Here is a 22641-nt window from a genome sequence, read left to right on the forward strand (position 1 = left end):
GATTAAACTTCTTGCGTTTTAAATACTGCTAATGGGTTTTGCAGTTTCCCAGCAAATTGTAATAAGGCTACTGGGTCATCTAAATCAATCATTTGTTTATGATTATTTAACTGTAACCTATTTAAACATGACAATTTGAAATCTTCTGCAAATAAATCGTATTGTTCAAACTTTGCTGCTAGTTGTGGGAATTTTGCTTGATATTCTTGAATGTTTTCTGCCACTAATTCCCAAAAACGATTTTCATTATAATCTGCATGCTCTTCTAAAATAGGTGATAAGAAACGGAAGAACCCATCAAACATATCAGTAAAAATTGATAGTAATTTTACGTCTTCTGGCACTGGAGCATACATTCTCTTTAAATGTTCTGGCAATTCAACCTCTGGATTTAAAATACAAGCTTCCTCTGTAATATCTTTTAATAATGCATACACAGGAATATTATCTTCTAACACCATAATTAAGTTTTCTCCATGTGGCATAAACACTAAATCGTAGTAATAGAAACAATGTAACATTGGACTTAAATATGCCTGTAAGTATTTACGTAACCAATTATCAATTGAAATTCCTGAATCTTTAATAATTTCTGGTAATAATGCATTTCCATGATGATCAATATGAAGTAAGGCTGCCATAGTTAAAGGCTTCTGATTTTCTTTAACTACTGAATAAGGACTTTCTCTCCATAAAGAAGCTAACATTTTGTTATAATCGTTATGAGGTCCGAACTCATCAAAATAAGGATTCACATAACTTACTGAACCTATTTCGCTAAGCATTCTAAATCCATTTTCTTGGATATAGCTATCGTTGTATAATAAATCTTCTAACCAAACTGCCATTTTAGGTGCTGTGCCTAAGTAATATAAAGGCAATCCTCTCATGAATCCCATATTTAAAATAGACAACGCCGATTTTGTATAGAATTTTTGCGGATTAGTAACATTGAATAATGTTCTAATAGATTGCTGTGCTAAATATTGATCTGGTCCATATCCTAAGCAAATTAAATCTCCTTTTGCTACTTCTGGAGAAAATATATTTGCAAGCTTGTTAAACCATTGCCAAGGGTGAATTGGTAAGAATAAATAATCTTCTGCTTTGTATCCCTTTCCTTCTATGATTTGATTGAATTGTGCAATGGTCTCTGCATCTAATTCTTTTTGTATTAATGTTTCATAAGGAAGCGACTCTATAGCAGAGAAAACTGCTTTCGATTTATGTCCTGCTAACCATAATAAAGAAAATGAATTTCCTGCTTCTGGTGCATATGAACGGTAATCGCTACTATCAAAACCTATTCTTCCATTATTAGCAACAAAGCCTGGATGTCCTTCTGTCATAGATTGCTCTATAGTTTGAAAATCGGCCTTAGCTAATTCTTGGGCTGTTGGATTTCCCTTCGTTATTTTAAAAGCACTTCCGTATAATGTACTAATAATTTCTTCTAAGTATACTGGCATTTTCTCATCTGCAATGCCTAATATTTTTCTAAACTCTTTTATAAAATAAATAGCATCTACTTCAGTAATAGCATCTTTTACATACTTTTTAATTGACTTTTCGTCTATCATAAAATGATTTAATGCCATTGGCTTTGCATTAAACTCGTATCGTATATCTAAAGAATCTGTATAAACTTTGTAGTGTTTATATCCATTACTTAATTCTTCTATTATTTCGGGTTTTATTAATAGTTCGTGTGAAAATTCACACAATGCTTTTTTTACTAATAATAAGTTCGCTTGTTTCCAAACGTTTGATTGTATATGTTGAGTTGATTGTTGTGGCGATACCACATTATCTAAGGTGTTCATGGCACTTCTTTTTGATGGTGAAAAAGATTGAATTTGGTTTTTATAGTTGATTTTGGTTAAAAATGCTAACTGAGCTGTTTTATTAGGTAACTCAATTACATTAGCCAATTGAAATCCTATTCTTTGGCATAGTGCAAACATTTTTTTGTTTCGAATATCTGGCTCAACAACTATTCTATTAATTGCTGAATTTGTAAAAACAAAATCCATAATTGATTGAAACATAAACCAAGTAAAATTTGGAGTTTTTGGCTCTTTTGGCGGAGCTACAATAATGTGTACTCCACAATCTGAATCTTTGGTTTTATAAAAATTATTGATAATGTCTAATTGAGGATTGTAACGCTCTAAAACAAATGCAGGTTCGTTATTAAACATTCCAACGAAAACATCATAATGTTCAGGAGCAGTTAATTCTGTATACTCTTTTTCTACATCTTCTAATGTAGCATTTGGCATTCCCCAAAAAACAGCATACTCTTTAGTTACCCATTTTTGCAAAAAGACACTATCTTCTTTTACTTGAAAAGGACGAATAGTAATCGTTCCAAAATCGTTATATTCTTTTGAAAAAACTGTGGTGGTTTGTGTTGTTGACATTTCTTAAGCTTTTGCTAGTTGTTTATGAACTTTTCTTACCGACTTAAACACAAAAAAATATAATACTAAGGTTAGTAAAAACCCTCCTAAAGCAATTGCAAAAGGCATCTGTAAACCAAATTCATCTACTATAATTCCTACATTTAAAGAAGCTAATAAAACTCCTAAATTTTGAAAGAAATGTATTTTACTATAGTCTACAGAATATGATTCTGGAGTACTTAATTCAAATAATAAAATATCGAATTTTACTACCCCTTGAAAAATTGCCCATCCATAAACAATTCTTCCTAAAATCACAATCCCGTCATAAGGTATTCCTTGCAATAAAAGACCAATTAAGCCTATAAATAATGCATTTATAATTCCTTGATGTCCTTCTGATTTTCTTCTGTTATTAATCCATAAGGCTACTAAAGCAACAAAACCAGGAATTGCATAAATAGTTCCTGAAACTAACTTGCTTTTATAAGCTGAAAAACTTTCCCAATACGATGAAAAGAAAGGTCTAATTAAAAAGTCACTGAAATATAAAATCAACGTAATTAGTCCTAATTTTAAAATAAAGCCTTTAGGAATAAACTTCTTTTCTGTATTCTCTGACTCTTCTGAAATGATTAAATCTGTAGCGTACTTTTTACTTTTTAGTAAATAAGCACTCATTGCCATTTGTATAAAATCGCCTCCAGCCATAATTAAAAAGATACTACTTGGTGCTATATAGTCTACGGTTATTCCTCCTAGTACTGCTCCTAATATTCCTCCTAAGTGCACAACTACCGAAAGTAACCCAATAGTACTTGGATGTTCTTCTTTGGTTATAATTTTAAGAATATAAGGGTACACCAATAAATAACTTCCCTTAAACAATACCATAATTAATGATACTATCCAGAAATTTATATATGATGTTGTATAATAGCAATACAGGGCTAATACACCTGCCATTGCTTGGGTATATACTAAAATATTAAGTTCTGAAACCTTTTTAGAAACATATGCCCAGAATGGAAATGCTATCATAACCATAAAACAAATAGCAGCGAAATAATATCCTACGTTTTTGGGATTGGTCATACCAAATCGAAGCTCAAAAAACTGCGGATAAAATGGATGCAGTAGATAATCACTTACTACTGCAACCAATGTCATTACTATTAAAAATGTTTTTAGCTTCATATTTCTATGCTAAAACATTTAATTGAATTTCTTCTTCCTTAGTAACATCAAACTGTTGAAAGGCTATTTTTTGTTCAATAGGGTAGTGCTCAACTCCTGTCATTTCTTTAATTATGTAAGAGTTTCTATAAGCTACCATTCCTAAATCTGGAGTTACAAATCCATGTGTATGTAATTCTGCATTTTGCACAAAAATTTCACTACTATTTTTATCAATACTATAGTTTCTATTTACGTCAAAACGACTTTGTTCGTCCCATTGAATTCTATCTGAAATTTCACGTAAGAATTCTGGTAAATAATAGCTATATCCTGTTGCTAAAACCAAACCTTCTGTTTCGTGTTTGAAGTATTTATCTTGCTCAACTTGATGTAATTCTAAGCTAATAGAATTGTCATTTAATTCAGTTTCCTTTAGCTCAGTATTTGTTCTTAAAGAAACTTTTAATGGTCCCTTAGCTACAACTCTCTTAGCATATAACGTATCGTGAATAGCTCCTATTAAATCTTGGTTTACACCTTTGTATAAATGTTTTTGATTCTTAATTAGATGGTCTCTCTTCTGAGGAGGTAAATTATAGAAGTAATCTACATATTCAGGAGATGTCATTTCTAATGTTAACTTAGAATATTCTAGTGGGAAGAAACGTGGAGAACGTGTTATCCAATTTAATTCATACCCTCTAGTATCTACTTCTTGTAGTAAATCATAAAATATTTCGGCAGCACTTTGTCCACTTCCTAAAATGGTAATCTTCTCTTTTTCTTGTAAACTCTCTTTGTACTCTAAGTACTTAGATGAGTGCAATGCTTTTCCTTTTAATTTTTTACTACACTCAGGTATATATGGTTGAGTTCCTGTACCAAGAACTAACTTTTTAGCTTTATATATTTTAATCTCATCTGTTTTAGTACAAATGCTTGTTACAATATAAATTCCTTGAATTTCATCGTAATTAATATCTGTAACATTGGTATTAAAATAAACATTAGATAATTTACTAATTGCCCATTGGCAATATTGATTGTACTCATTTCGTAATAACAAAAAGTTTTCACGTATATAAAACGAGTAAATTCTTCCCTGCTCTTTTATGTAATTTAAAAAACTAAACGGATTTGTTGGATCGGCAAGTGTAACTAAATCTGCCATAAATGGAACCTGTAATGTTGTATCTTCTAATAACATTCCTGGGTGCCAATCGAACTTATCTTTTCTATCTAAAAAAATACCATTTAACCCTTCTATTGGTTCTGTTAAACATGCCAAACCTAAATTAAAAGGTCCTACTCCTATTGCTATAAAATCTGCTACTGTACTTTGCATTATAATAATTCTGTTTTTGGTTGAAACTTCTTTCCTGTGTCTTCTATCATTTCAATAATATTTAGAAGATTGTTTAGCGTATTCTTTGGGTTTAGCAATGTGAATTTTAAATAAATACTACCATTCAATTTTGTACTCGCTATAGAAGCTTTACCTGCTGCATACAACGTATTTTTAATATGCAAGTTTACCATATCATGTGTTGGTTCATGTGCGGCTTCTGAGTTTTTATATCTAAAAACAAGCGTACTTAACTCTGGTACATGTGCTAATTCGAAGTTTGGATTAGCATTCATTTTTTCATGTACACGCTTCGTTAAGTTATGTACTTCTTCTAAATAAGATGCAATTGTTTTAGTTCCTAAAGTTTTAAGGGTTAACCAAACTTTTAAAGCATCAAATCGGCGGGTGGTTTGTATTGATTTCTCTATTAAATTTGGACGTTCTTGATCCTTGTTTTCAAGTGGGTTTAAATAATCGGCGTAATACGAAATATACTGAAAGTGCTTTTTATTATTGGCTAAAAACGCACTACAACTAACAGGTTGGAATAATGTTTTGTGGAAATCTATGGTTATAGAATCTGCTATTTCTGATCCTTTAAAATGATGTTTATGCGTGTCTGTAAGTACATAACATCCTCCATAAGCTCCATCAATATGTAACCACATATTGTGTTCTTTAGCAATCTTTCCTATGGTTTGCAATGGATCAAAACTACCATAATCTGTAGTTCCTAAAGTGGCAACAACTGCTACTGGAATATTTCCTTCCTGCTTAACTTTTTCAATTGCTAGCACTAATTCATTGGCATCCATTCTCATTTTAGAATCAGCCTTAACAGGAATAACGGCATCATAACCCATTCCTAACAAAGCTGCATTTTTCTGAATACTAAAGTGTGCTTTTTCTGAACAGAAGAAACGAAATTTACTTATTTCATCTGACCAACCATTCTGCTTGATATTAACACCATAATTCTCAAAAGCATAATGATCTCTAGCCATTAATAAAGCCATAAAGTTCGATTGAGTTCCTCCACTTGTAAATACACCATCTGAATTTTCAGAAAAATTAAACTCGTTACAAATCCAACGAATAACTTCTTGCTCTATAAAAGTTGCTGATGTACTTTGATCCCATGTTTCTACAGCAGTATTAATAGTGGTGGCTATCATTTCTGCTACTATTGACGGTAATGTTATAGGACAGTTTAAATGTGCTACATAATTCGGATTATGGAATGCAATTGCTTTTTGTATGTACAACTCATTCAGCTCTTCTAAAACGGTATCTAATGATTGAATATCTTCAATATTATCTAACTTTGCATTAAGTTTGTCGTTTTGAATTTCTGCTAACTCATCTCCTTTGTAGAATTTTCTGTTTGATAAAAACTTTTGAATGTAGTTTAGCGTTTTTAGTGTATACTCTTCGTATAATTTCACTGACTCATCATTAAATAGGTGATTATTTAATGACAATTCTTTTAGTGAAGGGCTTTCTTTAAGAATCATTATTTTTATTTAGTCTTAATAGTTTTTATATTGCAAAAATATATCTCGCTTCATAAAAAAAATGACGCGATTAGAAATTAAAAAGACGCAAAACAAAAAAGGATTACAATTTTTAAAACCACTAAAAATGAATAAAAATATTGGCTTAATTTATGGCTCTGATACTGGAATGACAGAAGAAATAACGCATACCATTGTAGATGAGTGGAATGAAAGTGAAATTGAAGTAATTGAAGTATCGCAAGTATCAAAATCTGATTTTGAAAGAATGGATATTCTGTTTTTAGGATTATCTACTTGGTATGATGGTGATTTACAAAGCGATTGGGAATCGTACTTTGATGAGTTTAAAACCATTGATTTTACAAACAAAACAATAGCTTTATTTGGTTTAGGTGATCAATATGGTTATGGTGAATATTTTATTGATGGTGTAGGAATGTTAGCTGAAGTAGTTTTAGAAAATGGTGGAAAAATTATAGGGCAATGGCCTACGGATGGTTATGATTACACTGAATCTAAAGCAAAAATAGATGGTGAGGAGTTGTTTTATGGTTTAGCTTTGGATGAAGACAATCAACCAGAATTAACACAAGAAAGATTATCTACTTGGTTATCGATATTGAAAGAAAAATTAATAGCTTAAGTTTGATTAAACTTAAGCTATTTAAATATTTTTAACTCTCTGGTGCTAGTTCTACTTCTAGTCCTTCTAATTCAGGTGTCATTTGTATTTGACAACCTAAACGGCTATTATCTTCTACATAAAAAGCTTCTGCAAGCATTGCGTCTTCATCATCTCCCATTTCTGGCAATTCATGATCTGATTTGATATAGCACTGACATGAAGCACACATTGCCATACCTCCACAAATTCCAATAGTTCCTTCTGGTGCTAACTCATAGGAACGAACTACTTCCATTAAATTCATAGCCATGTCTGTAGGTGCTTGTATTTCATGCGTCACACCTTCTCTATCTGTAATTTTTATTGTAATATCTTGTTCCATTTTCTTATATAAAATAATCAGTACCTAACAATTGGTACAACGGAGTTATTGTAACCAAAAAAATTAAAATGAATACAACAGCTTTTACCCAAACTGAAGTTATTTTTTCTAAAGGAATTAACTCTAAACCTAATTTCTTTTCTTGCAATAAAATGTCTTTTGAACCGTAAATAGGTTCTTCTCTTTTGATATATCCTATACTTCTACTTTTTATTTTACTATAGTACCATGATAAAATCATACAAAAGACTACTACAAATAAAGCAAACGCAAATAAAGCACTCCAAGTGAATGGATAATTGAAAATATTGTTTCCAAATAAATTTAATTCAATCATAACTATATTTTTCTTTAAAAATATAAATTAAATATTTTCTTCTTCTTTTAATTGTCTTCTTAATACTTTGGCTCTTTTATCTTCTCCATCATGACTCCAACCTGGTGAGTTGAAAATATAGTTTAATTTATCACTCCATGAATCTGCACGCTTTACATCTTTCCATATAGCGGCATACTCATGTGTTGCTACTTTAACTGGATTGTATGTTTCTATGTTTACTGTTAAGCCATAAACAGGTTTATCTACTTCTTTTAATTCTTCAGAAAATGTTCCAAACATACGATCCCAAATGATCAAAATTCCTGCGTGATTACAATCTAAATAGCGAATATTAGAAGCATGGTGTACTCTGTGATGAGAAGGTGTATTAAAAATAAACTCTATTGGCTTTGGCAACTTATCAACTAGTTCTGTATGTACAAAGAATTGATAAATTAAACTAATACCCATCATAGTGAACATCATTAATGGATCGAAACCTAATAAAGGTATCCACATCCAAAAGAAAAATTTGTGAATACGCTCTCCAACTCCCTGACGTAAAGCTGTCCCTAAATTCATGTGTACTGATGAATGATGTGGTACATGACCTGCCCAGAATAATCGTACTTCATGATTCAATCTATGAAACCAATAATATGCTAAATCATCTGCAAATAATAACACAATCCATGCCCACCATTGACGTCCTACAACACCTTTTAATGGACTTATTTCATATAAGTAAAAGAAAGCTACAAAGGCTAAAATTTTAGGAATAAACTCAACAATAGCAGAAAATATCATCATCAATAAAGAAACACCTGTATCTTTACCGTAATATTTTTCTTTTGCAAACTGATATTCGACCAGCATGGAAATAAAAAAAATGGGTAAAGCAAAGTATAATAATTTATCTTCTGAAAGTTGTTGTATGTAATCTGTTAATGTCAATTCTCTATTCTTTTTTGTAATATAATTTAAGAGTTTCTTTTACAAAATTAGTTTTTCCTAATACATAAGCGCCTCTATCGTTTTTATGCTTAGATGCTAATTCTACTTTTAGTCTCTCGTATTCTTTTGCTCTTTTTGGATTATCAATTAAATAGTCTCTAAACTTTAATTGTTGAGTCATTTCATTGCCCTTAGGACACATATGAATATGGTAAATTTGTTCTTTTTTACCTTCTAAATTATACCCTTTACCAAAAGACATATACGCTTGTATATTTTCTCTTTCTGGCACTTCAAAATAAGCATAACCTAAATTTTCGAAGCTTTTTATTACTTCTTTATTGAATAAAAGCTCTTTTGGAATCTCAATAAATAAATCAATATAAGCTTTTGATTTTATATTTGGTATTGAAGTACTACCAAAATGCTCTATTCTATTAAAATATGAATTATCGACATTCTTAATAATATTGGCTTTTTCTCTTTCAAAAATGTGTTTCCAATTTTTATTATGATTTGACAATTGAATAGGAAAAAGTGTATTCCAATCTTCTCTTGTCAAATCATATAATGTCTTAGTCATTTTTTAGTTAATCGCTTTTACAACAGCTTTTGGTGCTTCTTTTTTAGTTCCATCAAAACCTGTTACCCCTCCAACTGTAGTATATTTCATTACATACTTTTTGTCTGGAAAAATACGCTGAAATGCACTCTGACACATTAAAGTTGCTTCGTGAAAACCACATAAAATTAACTTTAATTTTCCTGGATATGTATTCACATCTCCAATAGCATAAATCCCAGGAATATTTGTTTGATAATCTAATGCATTATTTACTTTAATTGCATTTTTCTCAATCTCTAATCCCCAGTTAGCTATAGGTCCTAATTTAGGAGCTAATCCGAATAATGGAATGAAATGATCACATGCTAAAGTAAATGGTTCTTTATCTTTTTGTTCTACCATAACACCTTCCACTTTGCCTTCTCCAACAATTCCTTTAACCTCAGCTGGTGTTATTAGATTAATCTTTCCTTCGTTCTTTAATTCCTGAACTTTATCTACCGAATCTAAAGCTCCTCTAAATTCATTTCTTCTATGGATTAGTGTAACTGAAGAAGCTACGTCTGCCAAGAAAATAGACCAGTCTAATGCAGAATCTCCTCCACCAGCAATAACTACATCTTTATCACGATATAATTCTGGTTCACGGATCATATATTCTACTCCATTATCTTCAAAATCAGCAATATTTGGAATAGGTGGTTTACGAGGTTCAAAACTTCCTAATCCTCCTGCAATAGCTACCACAGGTGCTTGGTGTTTTGTTCCTTTATTTGTAGTTACAATAAAAGATCCATCGTCTTGTTTTTCGATAGTATCTGCACGCTCTCCTAAAGTAAAACCTGGTTCAAATTGCTTTATTTGTTCCATCAATTTATCGGTTAAATCACCTGCTAAAATTTCTGGATAAGCTGGAATATCGAATATTGGTTTTTTAGGATATATTTCTGAACATTGCCCTCCTGGTTGTGGCAATGCATCAATTAAGTGACATTTTAACTTTAATAATCCTGCTTCAAAAACGGTGAACAGTCCAGTGGGACCAGCACCGATAATTAGTATATCTGTCTTAATCATTTTCAAATAATAAAATCGAGTAAATTTATTAGTTGTAATTTTTTTAAATACTGATTTTTATCAGTTATTCAACATTAATTACTTCTTCAATTTCTGGTGCGTATTTTTTAATTGTTGCCTCAACTCCGTTTTTTAACGTCATTTGATTTACTGAACAACCACTACACGCTCCTTCTAATTGTACTTTTACTGTATTATTTTCAATAGATAATAACTTAATATTTCCTCCATCGCTTACTAAAAACGGGCGGATTTCTTCTAACGCCTTCTCTACGTTATTTTTTGTTTCTGTTGCTGTCATAATCTTTGATTATTTTGTGCTACAACCACTCATTGTCGTAATACGAACTACTTCAGTTGGTGGTAAATTTGCATTTCTTTTTAATAATTGAGAAACCATTTCTTTTGTTACATCAGTAAATGCTTTTTCTAATGGTGAGTTTTCTTGTAAAGCTACTGGACGTCCTGCGTCTCCTGCTTCACGAATACTTTGCACCAATGGAATTTCTCCTAAGAAACTAGTTTCAATATCTTCAGCTAAATTTTTTGCGCCTCCTTCTCCAAAAATGTAATATTTATTATCTGGCAATTCAGCTGGTGTAAAATACGCCATGTTTTCCACAATACCTAAAACCGGCACATTAATACTTTCTTGTTGGAACATTGCTACTCCTTTTTTAGCATCTGCTAAGGCAATGTTTTGTGGTGTACTTACTACTACTGCTCCATTAATTGGAACTGCTTGTACAATTGATAAATGTACATCTCCTGTTCCTGGAGGTAAATCAATTAATAGAAAATCTAGCTCTCCCCAATCTGCATCAAAAATTAATTGGTTTAATGCTTTTGATGCCATTGGTCCACGCCAAATTACTGCTTGGTTTGGGTTTGTAAAAAAACCTAGAGATAATAATTTAACACCATAGTTTTCTACTGGTTTCATTTTCGAACGTCCATTCACATTAACTGCTAATGGCTTTTCTAATTCTACATCAAACATTAAATGTTGTGATGGCCCATAAACATCGGCATCTAAAACTCCAACTTTGAACCCCATCTTTGCTAAAGATACTGCCATGTTAGAAGTAATAGTAGATTTTCCTACTCCTCCTTTACCAGATGCTACTGCAATAATATTTTGAATATTAGGAATTTCTTTTCCTCTTATCTGATTTGGATTTTCTTTTTGTTGAACTTCTACCTTCACATTCACTTTTACGTCAATCTTTTGATCAACGTGTTGGTGAATTGCTTTCATTATCTCAACTTCAACTTTCTTTTTAGCTTGTAATGTCGGATTAGAAATTGTTACATCAACAATAACCTCATCGCCAAAAGCTACTACGTTTTTTATATTTTCGTTTTCAACCAAACTTTTACCTTCTCCAGGTGCAGTAATAGTTTCTAACGCTTTGTATATATCTTGTTTCTTAAAACTCATTAGAGTAATAAATTAAATTAATTCTAAATTACAAAGATACGCTTTAGCCCTCATAAAATAAAGCGTTTACATCGTGATTATTTATAGATTTATAAGCGATATTTATTTTTAGTATTTTCGTTAACCTATGGATCTAATAAATCAAATAAACTTACTGGCTTACCCTATAGCTATTCCTATATTTATTCTCTTAATTTTAGTAGAAATATATCTTGGCTGGAAAGACCGAAATCAGAATCATGAATTCAAGGACTCTGGTGTAAATATTCTTTCGGGATTAATCTTTTTTATAATTTCATTATTTACAAAATCATTAAAACTATTACTATTCTTTTTTGTGTATGATAATTTAAGGCTATTTACAATTGGGTATAACTCTTGGCCATCATGGATAGTTTTATTCTTTTTAGATGATTTTGTTTTTTATTGGGGACATAGAATTTCTCATACCGTATCCTTTTATTGGGCTAGTCATGTGGTACATCACTCTTCTGAACGTTTCAATTTTTCAACTGCTTTACGAAAAACTTGGACCTATGATGTTACAGGACATTTTTTATTTTGGATTTGGTTGCCTTTAGTAGGTTTTCATCCTCTACAAATATTTGCTATTAAAACTTTAAATTTTATTTATCAATATTGGATTCACACAGAAAAAATTAAAAAGCTTCCTTCTTGGTTTGAATTTGTTTTCAACACACCTTCTCATCATAGAGTACATCATGGCTCTAACTTAAAATATTTAGACAAAAATCATGCTGGCGTTTTAATTATTTGGGATCGTATGTTTGGTACTTTTCAAAAAGAAGAAGAAACTCCTACTTATGGATTAACTTCTAATATTAAAACTCATAACTTATTTAAAGTTGAGTTTCATGAATGGAAAAGCATGCTTACTAGAGCTTTTAATAGTGGGAGTTTACTTAATGGAATTAAGTATTTATTAATGCCTCCGGGTTGGAGTCATGATAAGAGTACTTTAACTACAAAAGAACTGAGGAAAAGTCTTGGTGATAAAAAACTATAATTCTTCAGATGGGTTCCAAAAAACCTTATCAAAATCTTGAATTTGATTTTCTTTAACCTTTATACCTTCACTTTCTAAAAGTTGCTGCATAAGGTTTGTTCCATCAAAATGTTGTTTACCTGTTAGCAAGCCTATTCTATTTACAACTCTATGCGCAGGAACATTTTTAGCACTGGAATTGTTCATCGCCCAACCCACCATTCTTGCAGAACGCGCTGCTCCTAAATACGTTGCTATAGCTCCATAACTAGTAACTCTACCGTATGGTATTAAACGTGCTACTTCGTAGACTCTTTCAAAAAAATTATCTGATTTTCCCACTTATTAAAAATATAATTTGACAGCTGAATAAATTGCAATAAATCCCGTGATTACCCCTATTAATATTGTAAAATATTTAGAATACTCTATAAGTTTATTCTCAAACTTTTGTGCTAAAAAAAGATAACTACTTAAAATAGCAAAAGTCCCAAGAACGGTACCCAACCCAAAAACTGAAGTACAAACAAGTCCAGACATTGCCCATCCGTGCATTACAAATGATGAATGCGCTACTGCAAAAAAAGGAATTGCAAACATATTAACAGAAGACAATGACAAGCCAAAGAAAAAACCATTTCGGATAGGTTTGTTTTCTTTCTGTTTAGACTTTGACAGCCCTTTATATATAAAAGTTGCAGAAATAATAGCAAAAACAAAGATTGCTATTTTTTTAACCCAAATTATTATTTCAGGGTATTCTTTCAAAAAAGATGATAATAAAACTGCTAATAAAACCTGAATTAAAACAATTACCGAAGCTCCAAGAGCAAATTGATAGGCAATTTTTCTATTATTTTCAATACAGATTTTACTCGCTGTAATATTTAACATACTTGGTGGTGTATAACCTATATAGGAAGTTATAAATCCTAGTGCCAAGTGTGATAATATCATTTCTTACGAGTTTTGTTTTACTATTGTGTTGGACGGAAAGAACGAGCAATCCTTTCTCAAAAATAGCTTAAAAACTCTTTATAAATTGAATTTATCTAGTATTTTAATTTAAAACGGATATAAGTAATTGGTTTACCAATTTCTAAGTATTGTTTTTCGTAAAAAGTTTGTGTTGAAGTTACTTCCTCAGGAGCTCCTTCATTTTTATACACATTGTGGTTTGCATGTATTATTTCATGTCCTTCTCCATGTAACAAACCTAATGTATATCCATGCATAAACTCGCTATCGGTTTTTAAATTCATAAAACCTCCTTCTTTTAAGATATGGTAATATCTTCTTAAGAAGGCAGCATTTGTCATACGATGTTTGGTACGTTGGTACTTTATTTGTGGGTCTGGGAAAGTAATCCATATTTCATCAACTTCATTTTCTGCAAAAATGTAATCGACTAATTCTATTTGGGTTCTAATAAAGGCAACATTATCCATGTTGTTTTCTAAAGCTGTTTTAGCTCCACGCCAAAAACGAGCACCCTTTATATCGATACCAATAAAATTTTTATCTGGATTTTTTTCAGCTAATGCAATAGTGTATTCTCCTTTACCACATCCTAATTCTAAAACAATAGGATTATCATTCTTAAAAAAAGTGTTCCATTTTCCTTTTAAAGAAAAATTATTGATTACTTCTTCCCTTGATGGTTGGAGTACATTAGCAAACGTTTCATTTTCTTTGAAACGTTTTAATTTGTTTTTACTTCCCAATGTATATAGAAATTAAGCTCTATCTTCAGTTCCTTCACGTAAGAAAGTAGCTGATTGGTTCATCCAATAAGCAAATAACACTAATAAGACTCCTAAGAAAATCCAATTAATGGTATTAGAAGTCCACCATCCTGCATCTCCTTTAGCTACTTCTAATCGTAACCACTTAAAAGGGACGAATAATACTTCAAATAAATCTCCTATTAATCTAAAAATATTTAATCCTAACATAACTTGATTATCTTTACGTTTGCAAAAATATAAAAAGAAACGATGTTAGCCAATTTTTTCGGTAAATCTAAACCTGTAAATTTCGTAGTGCTTTTTGCACTCTTTTTAATTTATTTTTCTTTAAGCCTATTTTCTAAAGAGTTATCCTTTGGTCTTTTTAAAGAACTTCTTTGGTTTATTGTGGTTTTTTCTGTTTATAATTTCATTATTGCAAAGAATCAACTCACTTTTGATAATTCTTATGCTTTTTTATTCTTTGTAATTCTTCTGGGGTTTTTCCCAGATACCTTAAACATTAACAATACTTTTTATGCTTGTTTAACTGTATTACTCTTTTTACGTAAAGTATATAGTTTGCAATCGTCAAAGAATGTTTTTCATAAAATATTTGATGGTGGTTTATGGCTTGGGTTTTCTTTTTTAATTGAACCTTATACTGCCATATTTATTCTTTTATTATATCTTTCTATATTCTTACATCAGCGTTTTACGTATCAAACATTACTAATTCCTATTATTGGATTTAGCAGTCCTGTTTTTTTATATTTTACTTATTGTTTTTGGTATGATAAAACTGAAGACTTCCAACTTCTTTTTAACTGGAACTTCTCTTACAAATTGGATTTCTATTTAAATACTAAATATTTATTCCCAATTATTTTCATTTCCTTTTTAACATTATCTTCAATACTGTTAAAAAGTCCAAAAGCATTAGGTGTTCTTAACACTTTTAGAAAAAACTGGATACTAACTTTAACTCATCTAACTATTTCTTTATCTATAATTTTCTTAATTAAAGATAAGGTAGGTAGTGAATTATTATTCTCTTTCTTTCCTATTTCTGTAGTACTAGCTAATGGTTTGGAATTATTCCAAAAAAGATGGTTTGCAGATTTATTTGTTATAGCCGCATTAGCATGTTCAATTGTTCTATATTTTATATAGAATTACATTTTTGTTCCAAAGGCTAAATCTCCTGCATCTCCTAATCCTGGAATGATGTATCCTTTGTCGTTAAGTTTTTTGTCAATATCAGCAATCCATAATTCAGTATCGTCTGGAAAGAATTCTTTAATATAATCAACTCCTTCCGATGAACCTATCACTGAAACAATTTTAATTTCTTTAGGAGTTCCATATTTTTTTATGGCTTCATAAACTGCTACTAACGAACGTCCTGTTGCTAACATTGGATCCACCAATAATAATGTTTTTCCATCTATTGATGGTGAAGCAAAATATTCTACTACGATTTCAAATTCTTCATCATTATTTGGGTGATGACGGTACGCAGAGATAAAAGCATTTTCTGCATCATCAAAATAGTTCAATAATCCATTATGCAAAGGCAGTCCTGCTCTTAGAATTGAACATAAAACTGTATTGTTAACTGGTAAGTTTGTTGGTTTAATTCCCAAAGGAGTTTTAACATCCTTATTTTCGAAAGATAATTTTTTACTTAATTCATAACCTAAAACCTCTCCAATTCTTTCTATATTTCTACGAAAACGCATTGAATCTTTTTGTACGTTAACGTCTCTAATTTCTGCTAAAAATTTATTAAGTATAGAGTTTTCTTGGGCTAGGTGATGAATGTGCATATTTTAAATTATTTCCTGCGAAATTACAAAAAAGAAAAACTCCATCTTGAATGATGGGGTTTTAAATTATTAAAAAACAACATACAAAATTTAACTCCTACTGCTAGATAGATTGCTAAACTATCAATCCATTTTGGTGTATCAAAATCTTTAGCAAATCCTAATCCTACATGTGCATTGAATAACCAATTTCCTCCTAAAGACCTTTTAGCTATATAGTTCTTTTGAAAAACCAAGTTTAATGCCAGCTATTATTTTACAAACGACTTTAACATTTTTATAACTTCATCCTTGTTTTCAATATGACTCATATGTCCATTGGATAAAAACTGAATTGGTGTTTTTGTTCTTTTCGCTTCCTCTCTAATTGATTCCTCATTGATAATAGGGTCATTTTCTCCTGAAATAATTAAACGTTTCTCAATCTGCTTCAAAACATTTTCTTTATTCTTCCTTAGACGCATTCCTTGTGTTGCTGCTATATAACCTTGAAGCGGAGTTTTTAACGCTTCCTTTTTAACCTCATCAATTTCAAACAAAAACTCTTGTCTAGTTTCTTCTGCAAATAAATTTGCAATAGACATTTTTATCAAACCTGTATAGTTTCTTTGTGCTACTTCACATGCTTTCAAACGTATTTCTTTTCGTTCTTCTGAATCTGCTTGCGATGTTGAGTTAAGTAAACACAATCCTTTGATATTATCTGAATATTTTTCTGCAAAAACTAAAGAAACATACCCTCCCATAGAATGTCCAATTATAAAAAACCTTCTAACTCTCAAATGCTTTAAAACTGCTTTAACAGCTTCTGCCATATCTTCCATAGAATGCATATAACCTATACATTCAGAATTACCATGACCTAATAAATCAATACAAATTACACGATTATTTTTTTTTAGTTCATTGGCTATTTCATTCCACATAGCAGCGTTTTCTAGAAACCCATGAAGTAAAACTATAGCTCCTCCTTTTCCTATATCTGAATATGCTATTTTACTGTTTTTATAATTGATAAATTCTTGCATCCTGCAAAAATATGTATCTTTCACTAGTTAAAAATTCTATATTATAAAAAATGCTTCTTTCTCCCTTCAATAAATTAACTAAAACTCAAGAAAACAGACTTACCTACCTGCTTGTTTTTTCTACTATGGTTCTAATTATCTGTATGCTTTATTTAGATAGTTTTCTTACCAATTCTATATGTAAGCATGGTATTGTTAGTTTTGAATTAGCTAAAGATTTAAAAGTCTCTGAAAGAATTATCAATTCATGGGATGAAACTTCAAAAATTAGTGCAGGTATTAGTTTAGGACTCGATTTTCTATTTTTAATTTCTTACTCTTCTCTAATTGCTATTTTAATTCATAAACTCAACTCTCATTTATGGAAGAATACACGGCTTTATAGTTTTGGAGTAGTTCTAATACTTTCATTGTTTTTTACTGCATTATTTGATGCTATCGAGAATATTGGACTTATTCAACTATTATTGGGAAACCTAAAACAAACTTGGAGTTCAATAGCCTATTATTTTGCTGTACCTAAGTTTATAATAATTTTAATTGGTATCCTTTATATTCTTTTCAATTTTGTTTATTTGTTAATCAAAAAATATATTTAGATGAAACTCTCAAAAGAAGTATTGATTACCGGTTTTGCTTTATTTTCTATGTTCTTTGGGGCTGGAAACTTAATTCTTCCTCCTTTTTTAGGAAAAAATGCTGGAGATAATTGGTCTTGGGTTACTCTAGGTTTTTTTATAACTGCTGTTTTTATACCTATTTTAGGAATTTTGGCACATGCTAAATTACAAGGAACTATGTATGATTTCGGCAAAAAGGTTTCTCCTTTATTCAGTACTATTTATTGTTTTATTGTATACACTATTTCCATTGCTTTACCTGCTCCCAGAACTGCTTCTGTTACTCACGAAATGGCTATAGCACCATACTTTGATATCAACTCAATAATTACAAGTACAATATATTTTGGATTGGTTTTTTTATTTGTAATGAATAGAACCAAAATTTTAAATTTATTAGGTAAATTTTTAACTCCATTAATCATATTAATACTACTTGCTATTATATTTATTGGAATGTTTACAGCTCCTGTAGCTACAAATCCTTCTACTTTTAATTCTCCTTTTGTCGGTGGGCTTCTTGAAGGCTATCAAACTTTTGATGCCATTGGAGCTGTGGTAGTAGGTGGAATTCTAGTTATTTCAATGAACTTTAACAAGAATACTTCTTTTGAAACTAAAAAAGAGTTAATTACAAAAGCTGGTATCATAGCTGGTATTGGTCTTTTAATTATATATGCTGGACTTATTTATAATGGAGCTATACACAATGGTATTTTTAGCAATGATGCTACTAGAACAGATGTTTTAAATACATTAAGTACACAAACATTAGGAAATATAGGAACTGTTTTCTTAGGTATTTTAGTAGCCTTGGCTTGTTTTACTACTGCTGTAGGTATTATAACTGGTACAGCAGATTATATTAAAGGAATTACAAATAATTCGCAAAAGGCTTATACGATTACTGCGGTTATTAGTTGTATTTTAGGTGTTTTAGTTGGACAGTTTGATGTACATTATATTATAAACATTGCACTACCTGCATTAATGTTTATATATCCTATAACCATTGTTTTAATCATCTTAAATGTACTTCCTAACAAATATACATCTGCTAGAGTTTTTAGAGTAGTTGTTATAATTACTTTTATTTTTAGTGTTCCAGATTTTTTAGGTTTTATTGTCCCTAAAGAAAGTTTAGTTGATGTAAAAAACATAATTCCTTTAGCTAATAATCACTTGGGGTGGGTATTACCAGCTATTTTAAGTTTTGTTGGTATTAACTTAACAAAAGAAACAATTGTTTAAAATCTAAAAATCAGTAAATTGATTATTTTTAACAAAACCAAAAGTCATGAAAACTTTTTATTTGTTAATCATTTTATTTATTACAACTCAACTCACTGCTCAAGAGAAAGAGCAAGCAATTAAGGACGTAAAGCAAGCTGCCTATAATTACATTGATACTTTTTACAAAGCTGATACTACTTTAGCTTACAAAAGTGTTCATAAAGACCTCAGGAAAGTAGGCTGGTGGTTTGACAAGAAAAAAGGAAAATTTTCAAATAAATCTGAAATGCCTTTTCATAAACTAATTGCATTGGCTAAAAAATGGAATGCTAAAGGCAATAGAGCCAATGAAAATTCAATTAGAAAAATAAACGTTTTAGAGGTTTCCGATAAAATTGCTGTAGTAAAGGTTACGGCAGTTTGGGGGATAGATTATTTGAATATGGTAAAAACTAAAGATGGCTGGAAGTCTATCAATATCATCTGGCAATCAAAACCTAAATTTTCTTTAATAGATTAATCCATAAAAAAACCGAACTAGTTTAAGTTCGGTTTTTTATTTTATTTAAAAGAGTTATTAAAATCTATACCCTAAATTAATACCTACTCTTGGTACAATAGATCTTGAATCTGAAGAAAACATATTTCTACCTAAACCTCCATGAACATCAATAACAAAACCTCCTGAAGATACATACTTAGATCCAACAGCTATACCTAAAGCTCCATCTGTATATTCTTTGTATTGATTTGTTCCAATTTTTCTTTCACCAGTGTTAATTCCTAAAAAAACTTCTCCAAAATAATTCCAGTTTCTATTATTTGTAAAATAGTGACGGAAAAATGGTGTAATCATTCTTTTTTCATTGTATCTAAAATCTGCTGATCTCTTCTCAAAATTAAATAATGCAGAAACCCCAACAGAAGATTGTTCGCTTGTATAATACTCGTAAGATACGTCTAAGGTTTTAAGTGCTAAAGCATCAAATATGTCAACTTTTACCTCTTGTTGTGCTTGAGCAAATGCGCTGATAAATATCACAGCAACTAATATTATTTTTTTCATCTTTTACTTTTTATTGATTTAAATTACCTATCAATTATAGTACCACAAACATACATTAATTGTTTAATGCGGTAAAAACTTACAACAACATTTTACAGCTATGAACAATTGCAGTTTGTATCACAATTATTTTTCTTTTTTGATTTTATAAAAAACTTTTTAATCAAAAAAACAACTGCCAGTAAAACAACTATATATGTTAAAACTTCTTGCATTAACTTAAAAATTGATAGGCTCCTAATGCCGATAAATATGCTAAAACTCCCATTCCTACTAATTGTATTAACGGCCATTTCCAGCTTTTAGTTTCTCTTTTAACAATAGCCAATGTAGCCATACACTGCATTGCAAATGCATAAAACAACAATAAAGATATCCCTGTAGCAAAGTTAAATCGGCTTTTACCTGTTTCTGGATTTATCTCTGAAGCCATTTTTTCCTTAATTGTAGTTATATCTTCATCATTATTCTCTACACTATAAATAGTAGCTAAAGTTCCTACAAAAACTTCTCTTGCAGCAAAAGACGCTATTAAACCAATTCCTATTTTCCAATCGTAACCTAATGGTTTTACAATTGGCTCAATTGTTTTTCCTGCAATACCTATATAAGAATTCTCCAACTTAGCTGAAGCTATTTTTTGTTCTAGCTCTTGCTCTGATAACTGTTGGTTCATTGTTTTTTGGGCTATGTCTTTTTCAATATTATCGAATGACGAAGGCCCATGCGATGCCAAAAACCATAAAACTATAGAGATTGCTAATATTATTTTTCCTGCTCCAAATACAAATGCTTTTGTTTTTTCTAATACATCTAAAAAGACATTTTTTACTGAAGGCACTTTATAATCTGGCATCTCTATTACAAAAAACGAATTACTTTTAATTTTTAGTGTTTTATGTAAAATAAATGCTGCTATTATTGCCGCTCCAAAACCAAGAACATACAAACCTAATAATGTAAGTCCTTGTAAACTTACAAAGCCTAAAACTTTAGTATTAGGAATAATTAAAGCAATTAAAATTGCATATACTGGTAAACGAGCAGAACATGTGGTAAATGGTGTAACTAAGATTGTAATTAAACGTTCTTTCCAACTAGAAATAGTACGTGTTGCCATTACTGCTGGTATTGCACATGCAGTTCCTGAAATTAAAGGAATTACACTTTTACCACTCATACCAAATCGTCTCATAATTTTATCCATTAAAAAGACAACTCTACTCATATATCCCGTTTCCTCTAAAAGAGCAATGAATAAAAACAAAATGGCTATTTGTGGAATAAAAATTACAACGCCTCCTATACCTGGAATAATTCCATCAGTTAGTAAATCAGTAAACATACCTTCTGGTAGTTTAGATTTAGTAAACTCTGCAATGTTAGCAAACAAGCCGTCTATAAAATCCATTGGAGCTGATGCCCATTCAAAAATCGATTGAAAAATCAATAACAGCAGTCCAAAGAAAATAACATATCCAAATATTTTATGAGTAAAAACACTATCTAATTTAGACCTTATATCAGTTCCTTTAGAACTATCTACCTCATAAGTTTTCTTTAAAATCGAATTGATTTTTTGGTATCTATAAATCGTTTCTTTATGCTGATACTTTTTCTGTTTAGACACATCATGACCAAACTGTTCTATTTCCTCTTCCTCTTTACTTGAAAGCAACGATGTATATTGCTTGGTATACATTAACCATAATTCGTAAATAGAAAATCTTTGACTTTTTTCTGATAACTCTTTAAAATAATCAGCATCAATTCTAGATGAAATTTCTTCAAAGTTTGAATATGGTGTTATCCCTTTATAATTTGCAATTTCTTCTTTTAAATCGTCAATTCCTTGATTGTTTCTTGCTGAAATTAAAACCACTCTTGTGTGTAATTCCTTTTCTAAACTATCAATATCAATTGAAATTCCTTTTCGTTCTAATTGATCAGCCATATTCAAAGCCAAAATTACTGGAATCTCTAAATCTTGAATTTGAGTAAACAATAGTAGGTTCCTTTTCAAATTCTCTACATCAGCAACCACTACAATTACTTCTGGCTTATCATCTTCATTAGAAGTTAATAAGTTTTTTAAAACAATACTTTCATCAATCGAAGTTGGATTAATACTATAAGTACCAGGCAAATCGGTAATTATAGCCGATTGTTTATTTGGTAATTTACATACACCTTGTTTTTTATCAACAGTAACTCCTGGATAATTCCCAACTTTTTGGTTTAAACCGGTTAACTGATTAAATAATGATGTTTTTCCTGTATTAGGATTACCTATTAATGCTACTTTAATACGTTTACTCAT

At 30.5% G+C, this 22641-nt stretch carries 26 protein-coding genes; 6 read left to right on the top strand and 20 right to left on the bottom strand.

The window, feature by feature from the left end:
- Positions 1-2 precede the first annotated feature (2 nt).
- From Q0958_RS01955 to Q0958_RS01970, 4 genes are read right to left on the bottom strand one after another with little or no spacing between them, the layout of a single operon-like run.
- Positions 3-2423: a GNAT family N-acetyltransferase gene (locus Q0958_RS01955; protein WP_299118880.1), complete on the bottom strand. Its 2421-nt coding sequence runs from the start codon at positions 2421-2423 to the stop codon at positions 3-5.
- 3 nt (positions 2424-2426) lie between these two features.
- Entirely contained in the window at positions 2427-3602 is a 1176-nt protein-coding gene (locus Q0958_RS01960; RefSeq protein WP_299118884.1) for an MFS transporter, read from the bottom strand.
- Positions 3603-3606: 4 nt separating this feature from the next.
- Positions 3607-4929 (bottom strand): lysine N(6)-hydroxylase/L-ornithine N(5)-oxygenase family protein, encoded by a 1323-nt coding sequence (locus Q0958_RS01965; protein WP_299118887.1) that lies wholly within the window; start codon positions 4927-4929, stop codon positions 3607-3609.
- Complete coding sequence (locus Q0958_RS01970; RefSeq protein WP_299118890.1) at positions 4929-6446, bottom strand: aspartate aminotransferase family protein; 1518 nt, start codon at positions 6444-6446, stop codon at positions 4929-4931. Before Q0958_RS01970 ends, Q0958_RS01965 begins: the two co-directional genes overlap by 1 nt.
- A 127-nt stretch (positions 6447-6573) precedes the next feature.
- On the opposite strand from Q0958_RS01970, the gene Q0958_RS01975 reads away from it, so the two are divergent.
- The gene (locus Q0958_RS01975) at positions 6574-7092 is read left to right on the top strand and encodes a flavodoxin (protein WP_299118893.1); all 519 of its coding nucleotides are present in this window, start codon (positions 6574-6576) and stop codon (positions 7090-7092) included.
- 31 nt (positions 7093-7123) lie between these two features.
- On the opposite strand, the gene Q0958_RS01980 is transcribed toward Q0958_RS01975, so the two are convergent.
- From Q0958_RS01980 to Q0958_RS02010, 7 genes are all read right to left on the bottom strand, one after another.
- Positions 7124-7456, bottom strand: a complete 333-nt coding sequence (locus Q0958_RS01980; RefSeq protein WP_150898244.1) for a 2Fe-2S iron-sulfur cluster-binding protein — start codon at positions 7454-7456, stop codon at positions 7124-7126.
- Between the two features lie 4 nt (positions 7457-7460).
- Positions 7461-7793 (bottom strand): hypothetical protein, encoded by a 333-nt coding sequence (locus Q0958_RS01985; protein ID WP_299118896.1) that lies wholly within the window; start codon positions 7791-7793, stop codon positions 7461-7463.
- 27 nt (positions 7794-7820) lie between these two features.
- Positions 7821-8729 carry a sterol desaturase family protein gene (locus tag Q0958_RS01990; RefSeq protein WP_299118899.1) on the bottom strand — a complete coding sequence of 303 codons (909 nt, stop codon included), beginning with the start codon at positions 8727-8729 and terminating at the stop codon, positions 7821-7823.
- A gap of 4 nt (positions 8730-8733) precedes the next feature.
- Positions 8734-9312 carry a GrpB family protein gene (locus Q0958_RS01995; protein WP_299118902.1) on the bottom strand — a complete coding sequence of 193 codons (579 nt, stop codon included), beginning with the start codon at positions 9310-9312 and terminating at the stop codon, positions 8734-8736.
- A 3-nt stretch (positions 9313-9315) separates the two neighbouring features.
- Positions 9316-10371, bottom strand: coding sequence for an NAD(P)/FAD-dependent oxidoreductase (locus Q0958_RS02000; protein WP_299118906.1), 1056 nt, complete (start codon positions 10369-10371; stop codon positions 9316-9318).
- A 64-nt stretch (positions 10372-10435) separates the two neighbouring features.
- On the bottom strand, positions 10436-10672 hold the full coding sequence (locus Q0958_RS02005; protein ID WP_150898241.1) for a NifU family protein: 237 nt from the start codon (positions 10670-10672) through the stop codon (positions 10436-10438).
- A gap of 9 nt (positions 10673-10681) precedes the next feature.
- Positions 10682-11812: an Mrp/NBP35 family ATP-binding protein gene (locus tag Q0958_RS02010; RefSeq protein WP_272150480.1), complete on the bottom strand. Its 1131-nt coding sequence runs from the start codon at positions 11810-11812 to the stop codon at positions 10682-10684.
- Positions 11813-11939: 127 nt separating this feature from the next.
- Between Q0958_RS02010 and Q0958_RS02015 the strand changes: the two genes are divergently transcribed.
- Positions 11940-12839, top strand: coding sequence for a sterol desaturase family protein (locus Q0958_RS02015; RefSeq protein WP_299118960.1), 900 nt, complete (start codon positions 11940-11942; stop codon positions 12837-12839).
- Here Q0958_RS02015 and Q0958_RS02020 read toward each other — a convergent pair.
- The 4 genes from Q0958_RS02020 to Q0958_RS02035 form a co-directional block, all read right to left on the bottom strand.
- Entirely contained in the window at positions 12834-13160 is a 327-nt protein-coding gene (locus Q0958_RS02020; RefSeq protein ID WP_299118962.1) for an MGMT family protein, read from the bottom strand. The genes Q0958_RS02015 and Q0958_RS02020 overlap by 6 nt on opposite strands.
- Before the next feature lie 3 nt (positions 13161-13163).
- Positions 13164-13775: a hypothetical protein gene (locus tag Q0958_RS02025; RefSeq protein ID WP_299118964.1), complete on the bottom strand. Its 612-nt coding sequence runs from the start codon at positions 13773-13775 to the stop codon at positions 13164-13166.
- Between the two features lie 95 nt (positions 13776-13870).
- Complete coding sequence (gene trmB, locus Q0958_RS02030; RefSeq protein WP_299118967.1) at positions 13871-14542, bottom strand: tRNA (guanosine(46)-N7)-methyltransferase TrmB; 672 nt, start codon at positions 14540-14542, stop codon at positions 13871-13873.
- Positions 14543-14554: 12 nt separating this feature from the next.
- Positions 14555-14773: a hypothetical protein gene (locus Q0958_RS02035; RefSeq protein ID WP_299118969.1), complete on the bottom strand. Its 219-nt coding sequence runs from the start codon at positions 14771-14773 to the stop codon at positions 14555-14557.
- A gap of 42 nt (positions 14774-14815) precedes the next feature.
- Between Q0958_RS02035 and Q0958_RS02040 the strand changes: the two genes are divergently transcribed.
- Positions 14816-15718 carry a DUF6427 family protein gene (locus Q0958_RS02040; RefSeq protein WP_299118971.1) on the top strand — a complete coding sequence of 301 codons (903 nt, stop codon included), beginning with the start codon at positions 14816-14818 and terminating at the stop codon, positions 15716-15718.
- Positions 15719-15720: 2 nt separating this feature from the next.
- On the opposite strand, the gene upp is transcribed toward Q0958_RS02040, so the two are convergent.
- From upp to Q0958_RS02055, 3 genes are read right to left on the bottom strand one after another with little or no spacing between them, the layout of a single operon-like run.
- The gene (gene upp / locus Q0958_RS02045) at positions 15721-16374 is read right to left on the bottom strand and encodes a uracil phosphoribosyltransferase (RefSeq protein WP_299118973.1); all 654 of its coding nucleotides are present in this window, start codon (positions 16372-16374) and stop codon (positions 15721-15723) included.
- Between the two features lie 23 nt (positions 16375-16397).
- A complete protein-coding gene (locus tag Q0958_RS02050; protein ID WP_299118976.1) occupies positions 16398-16610 on the bottom strand; it encodes a hypothetical protein in 213 nt (70 codons plus the stop codon).
- 15 nt (positions 16611-16625) lie between these two features.
- Entirely contained in the window at positions 16626-17402 is a 777-nt protein-coding gene (locus Q0958_RS02055; protein ID WP_299118979.1) for an alpha/beta hydrolase, read from the bottom strand.
- Between the two features lie 50 nt (positions 17403-17452).
- Between Q0958_RS02055 and Q0958_RS02060 the strand changes: the two genes are divergently transcribed.
- The 3 genes from Q0958_RS02060 to Q0958_RS02070 are packed head-to-tail and all read left to right on the top strand — an operon-like array spanning position 17453 to position 19775.
- Positions 17453-18001, top strand: coding sequence for a hypothetical protein (locus tag Q0958_RS02060; protein WP_299118982.1), 549 nt, complete (start codon positions 17453-17455; stop codon positions 17999-18001).
- Complete coding sequence (gene brnQ / locus Q0958_RS02065; RefSeq protein WP_299118985.1) at positions 18002-19273, top strand: branched-chain amino acid transport system II carrier protein; 1272 nt, start codon at positions 18002-18004, stop codon at positions 19271-19273.
- Positions 19274-19319: 46 nt separating this feature from the next.
- Positions 19320-19775: a nuclear transport factor 2 family protein gene (locus Q0958_RS02070; RefSeq protein WP_299118988.1), complete on the top strand. Its 456-nt coding sequence runs from the start codon at positions 19320-19322 to the stop codon at positions 19773-19775.
- 57 nt (positions 19776-19832) lie between these two features.
- On the opposite strand, the gene Q0958_RS02075 is transcribed toward Q0958_RS02070, so the two are convergent.
- Positions 19833-20321 carry a DUF3575 domain-containing protein gene (locus tag Q0958_RS02075; protein ID WP_150898222.1) on the bottom strand — a complete coding sequence of 163 codons (489 nt, stop codon included), beginning with the start codon at positions 20319-20321 and terminating at the stop codon, positions 19833-19835.
- Between the two features lie 214 nt (positions 20322-20535).
- Positions 20536-22641, bottom strand: coding sequence for a ferrous iron transport protein B (gene feoB / locus Q0958_RS02085; RefSeq protein ID WP_299118994.1), 2106 nt, complete (start codon positions 22639-22641; stop codon positions 20536-20538).

It is taken from the genome of uncultured Tenacibaculum sp., assembly GCF_947499065.1.
In the GTDB taxonomy this organism is placed as follows: Bacteria; Bacteroidota; Bacteroidia; order Flavobacteriales; family Flavobacteriaceae; genus Polaribacter.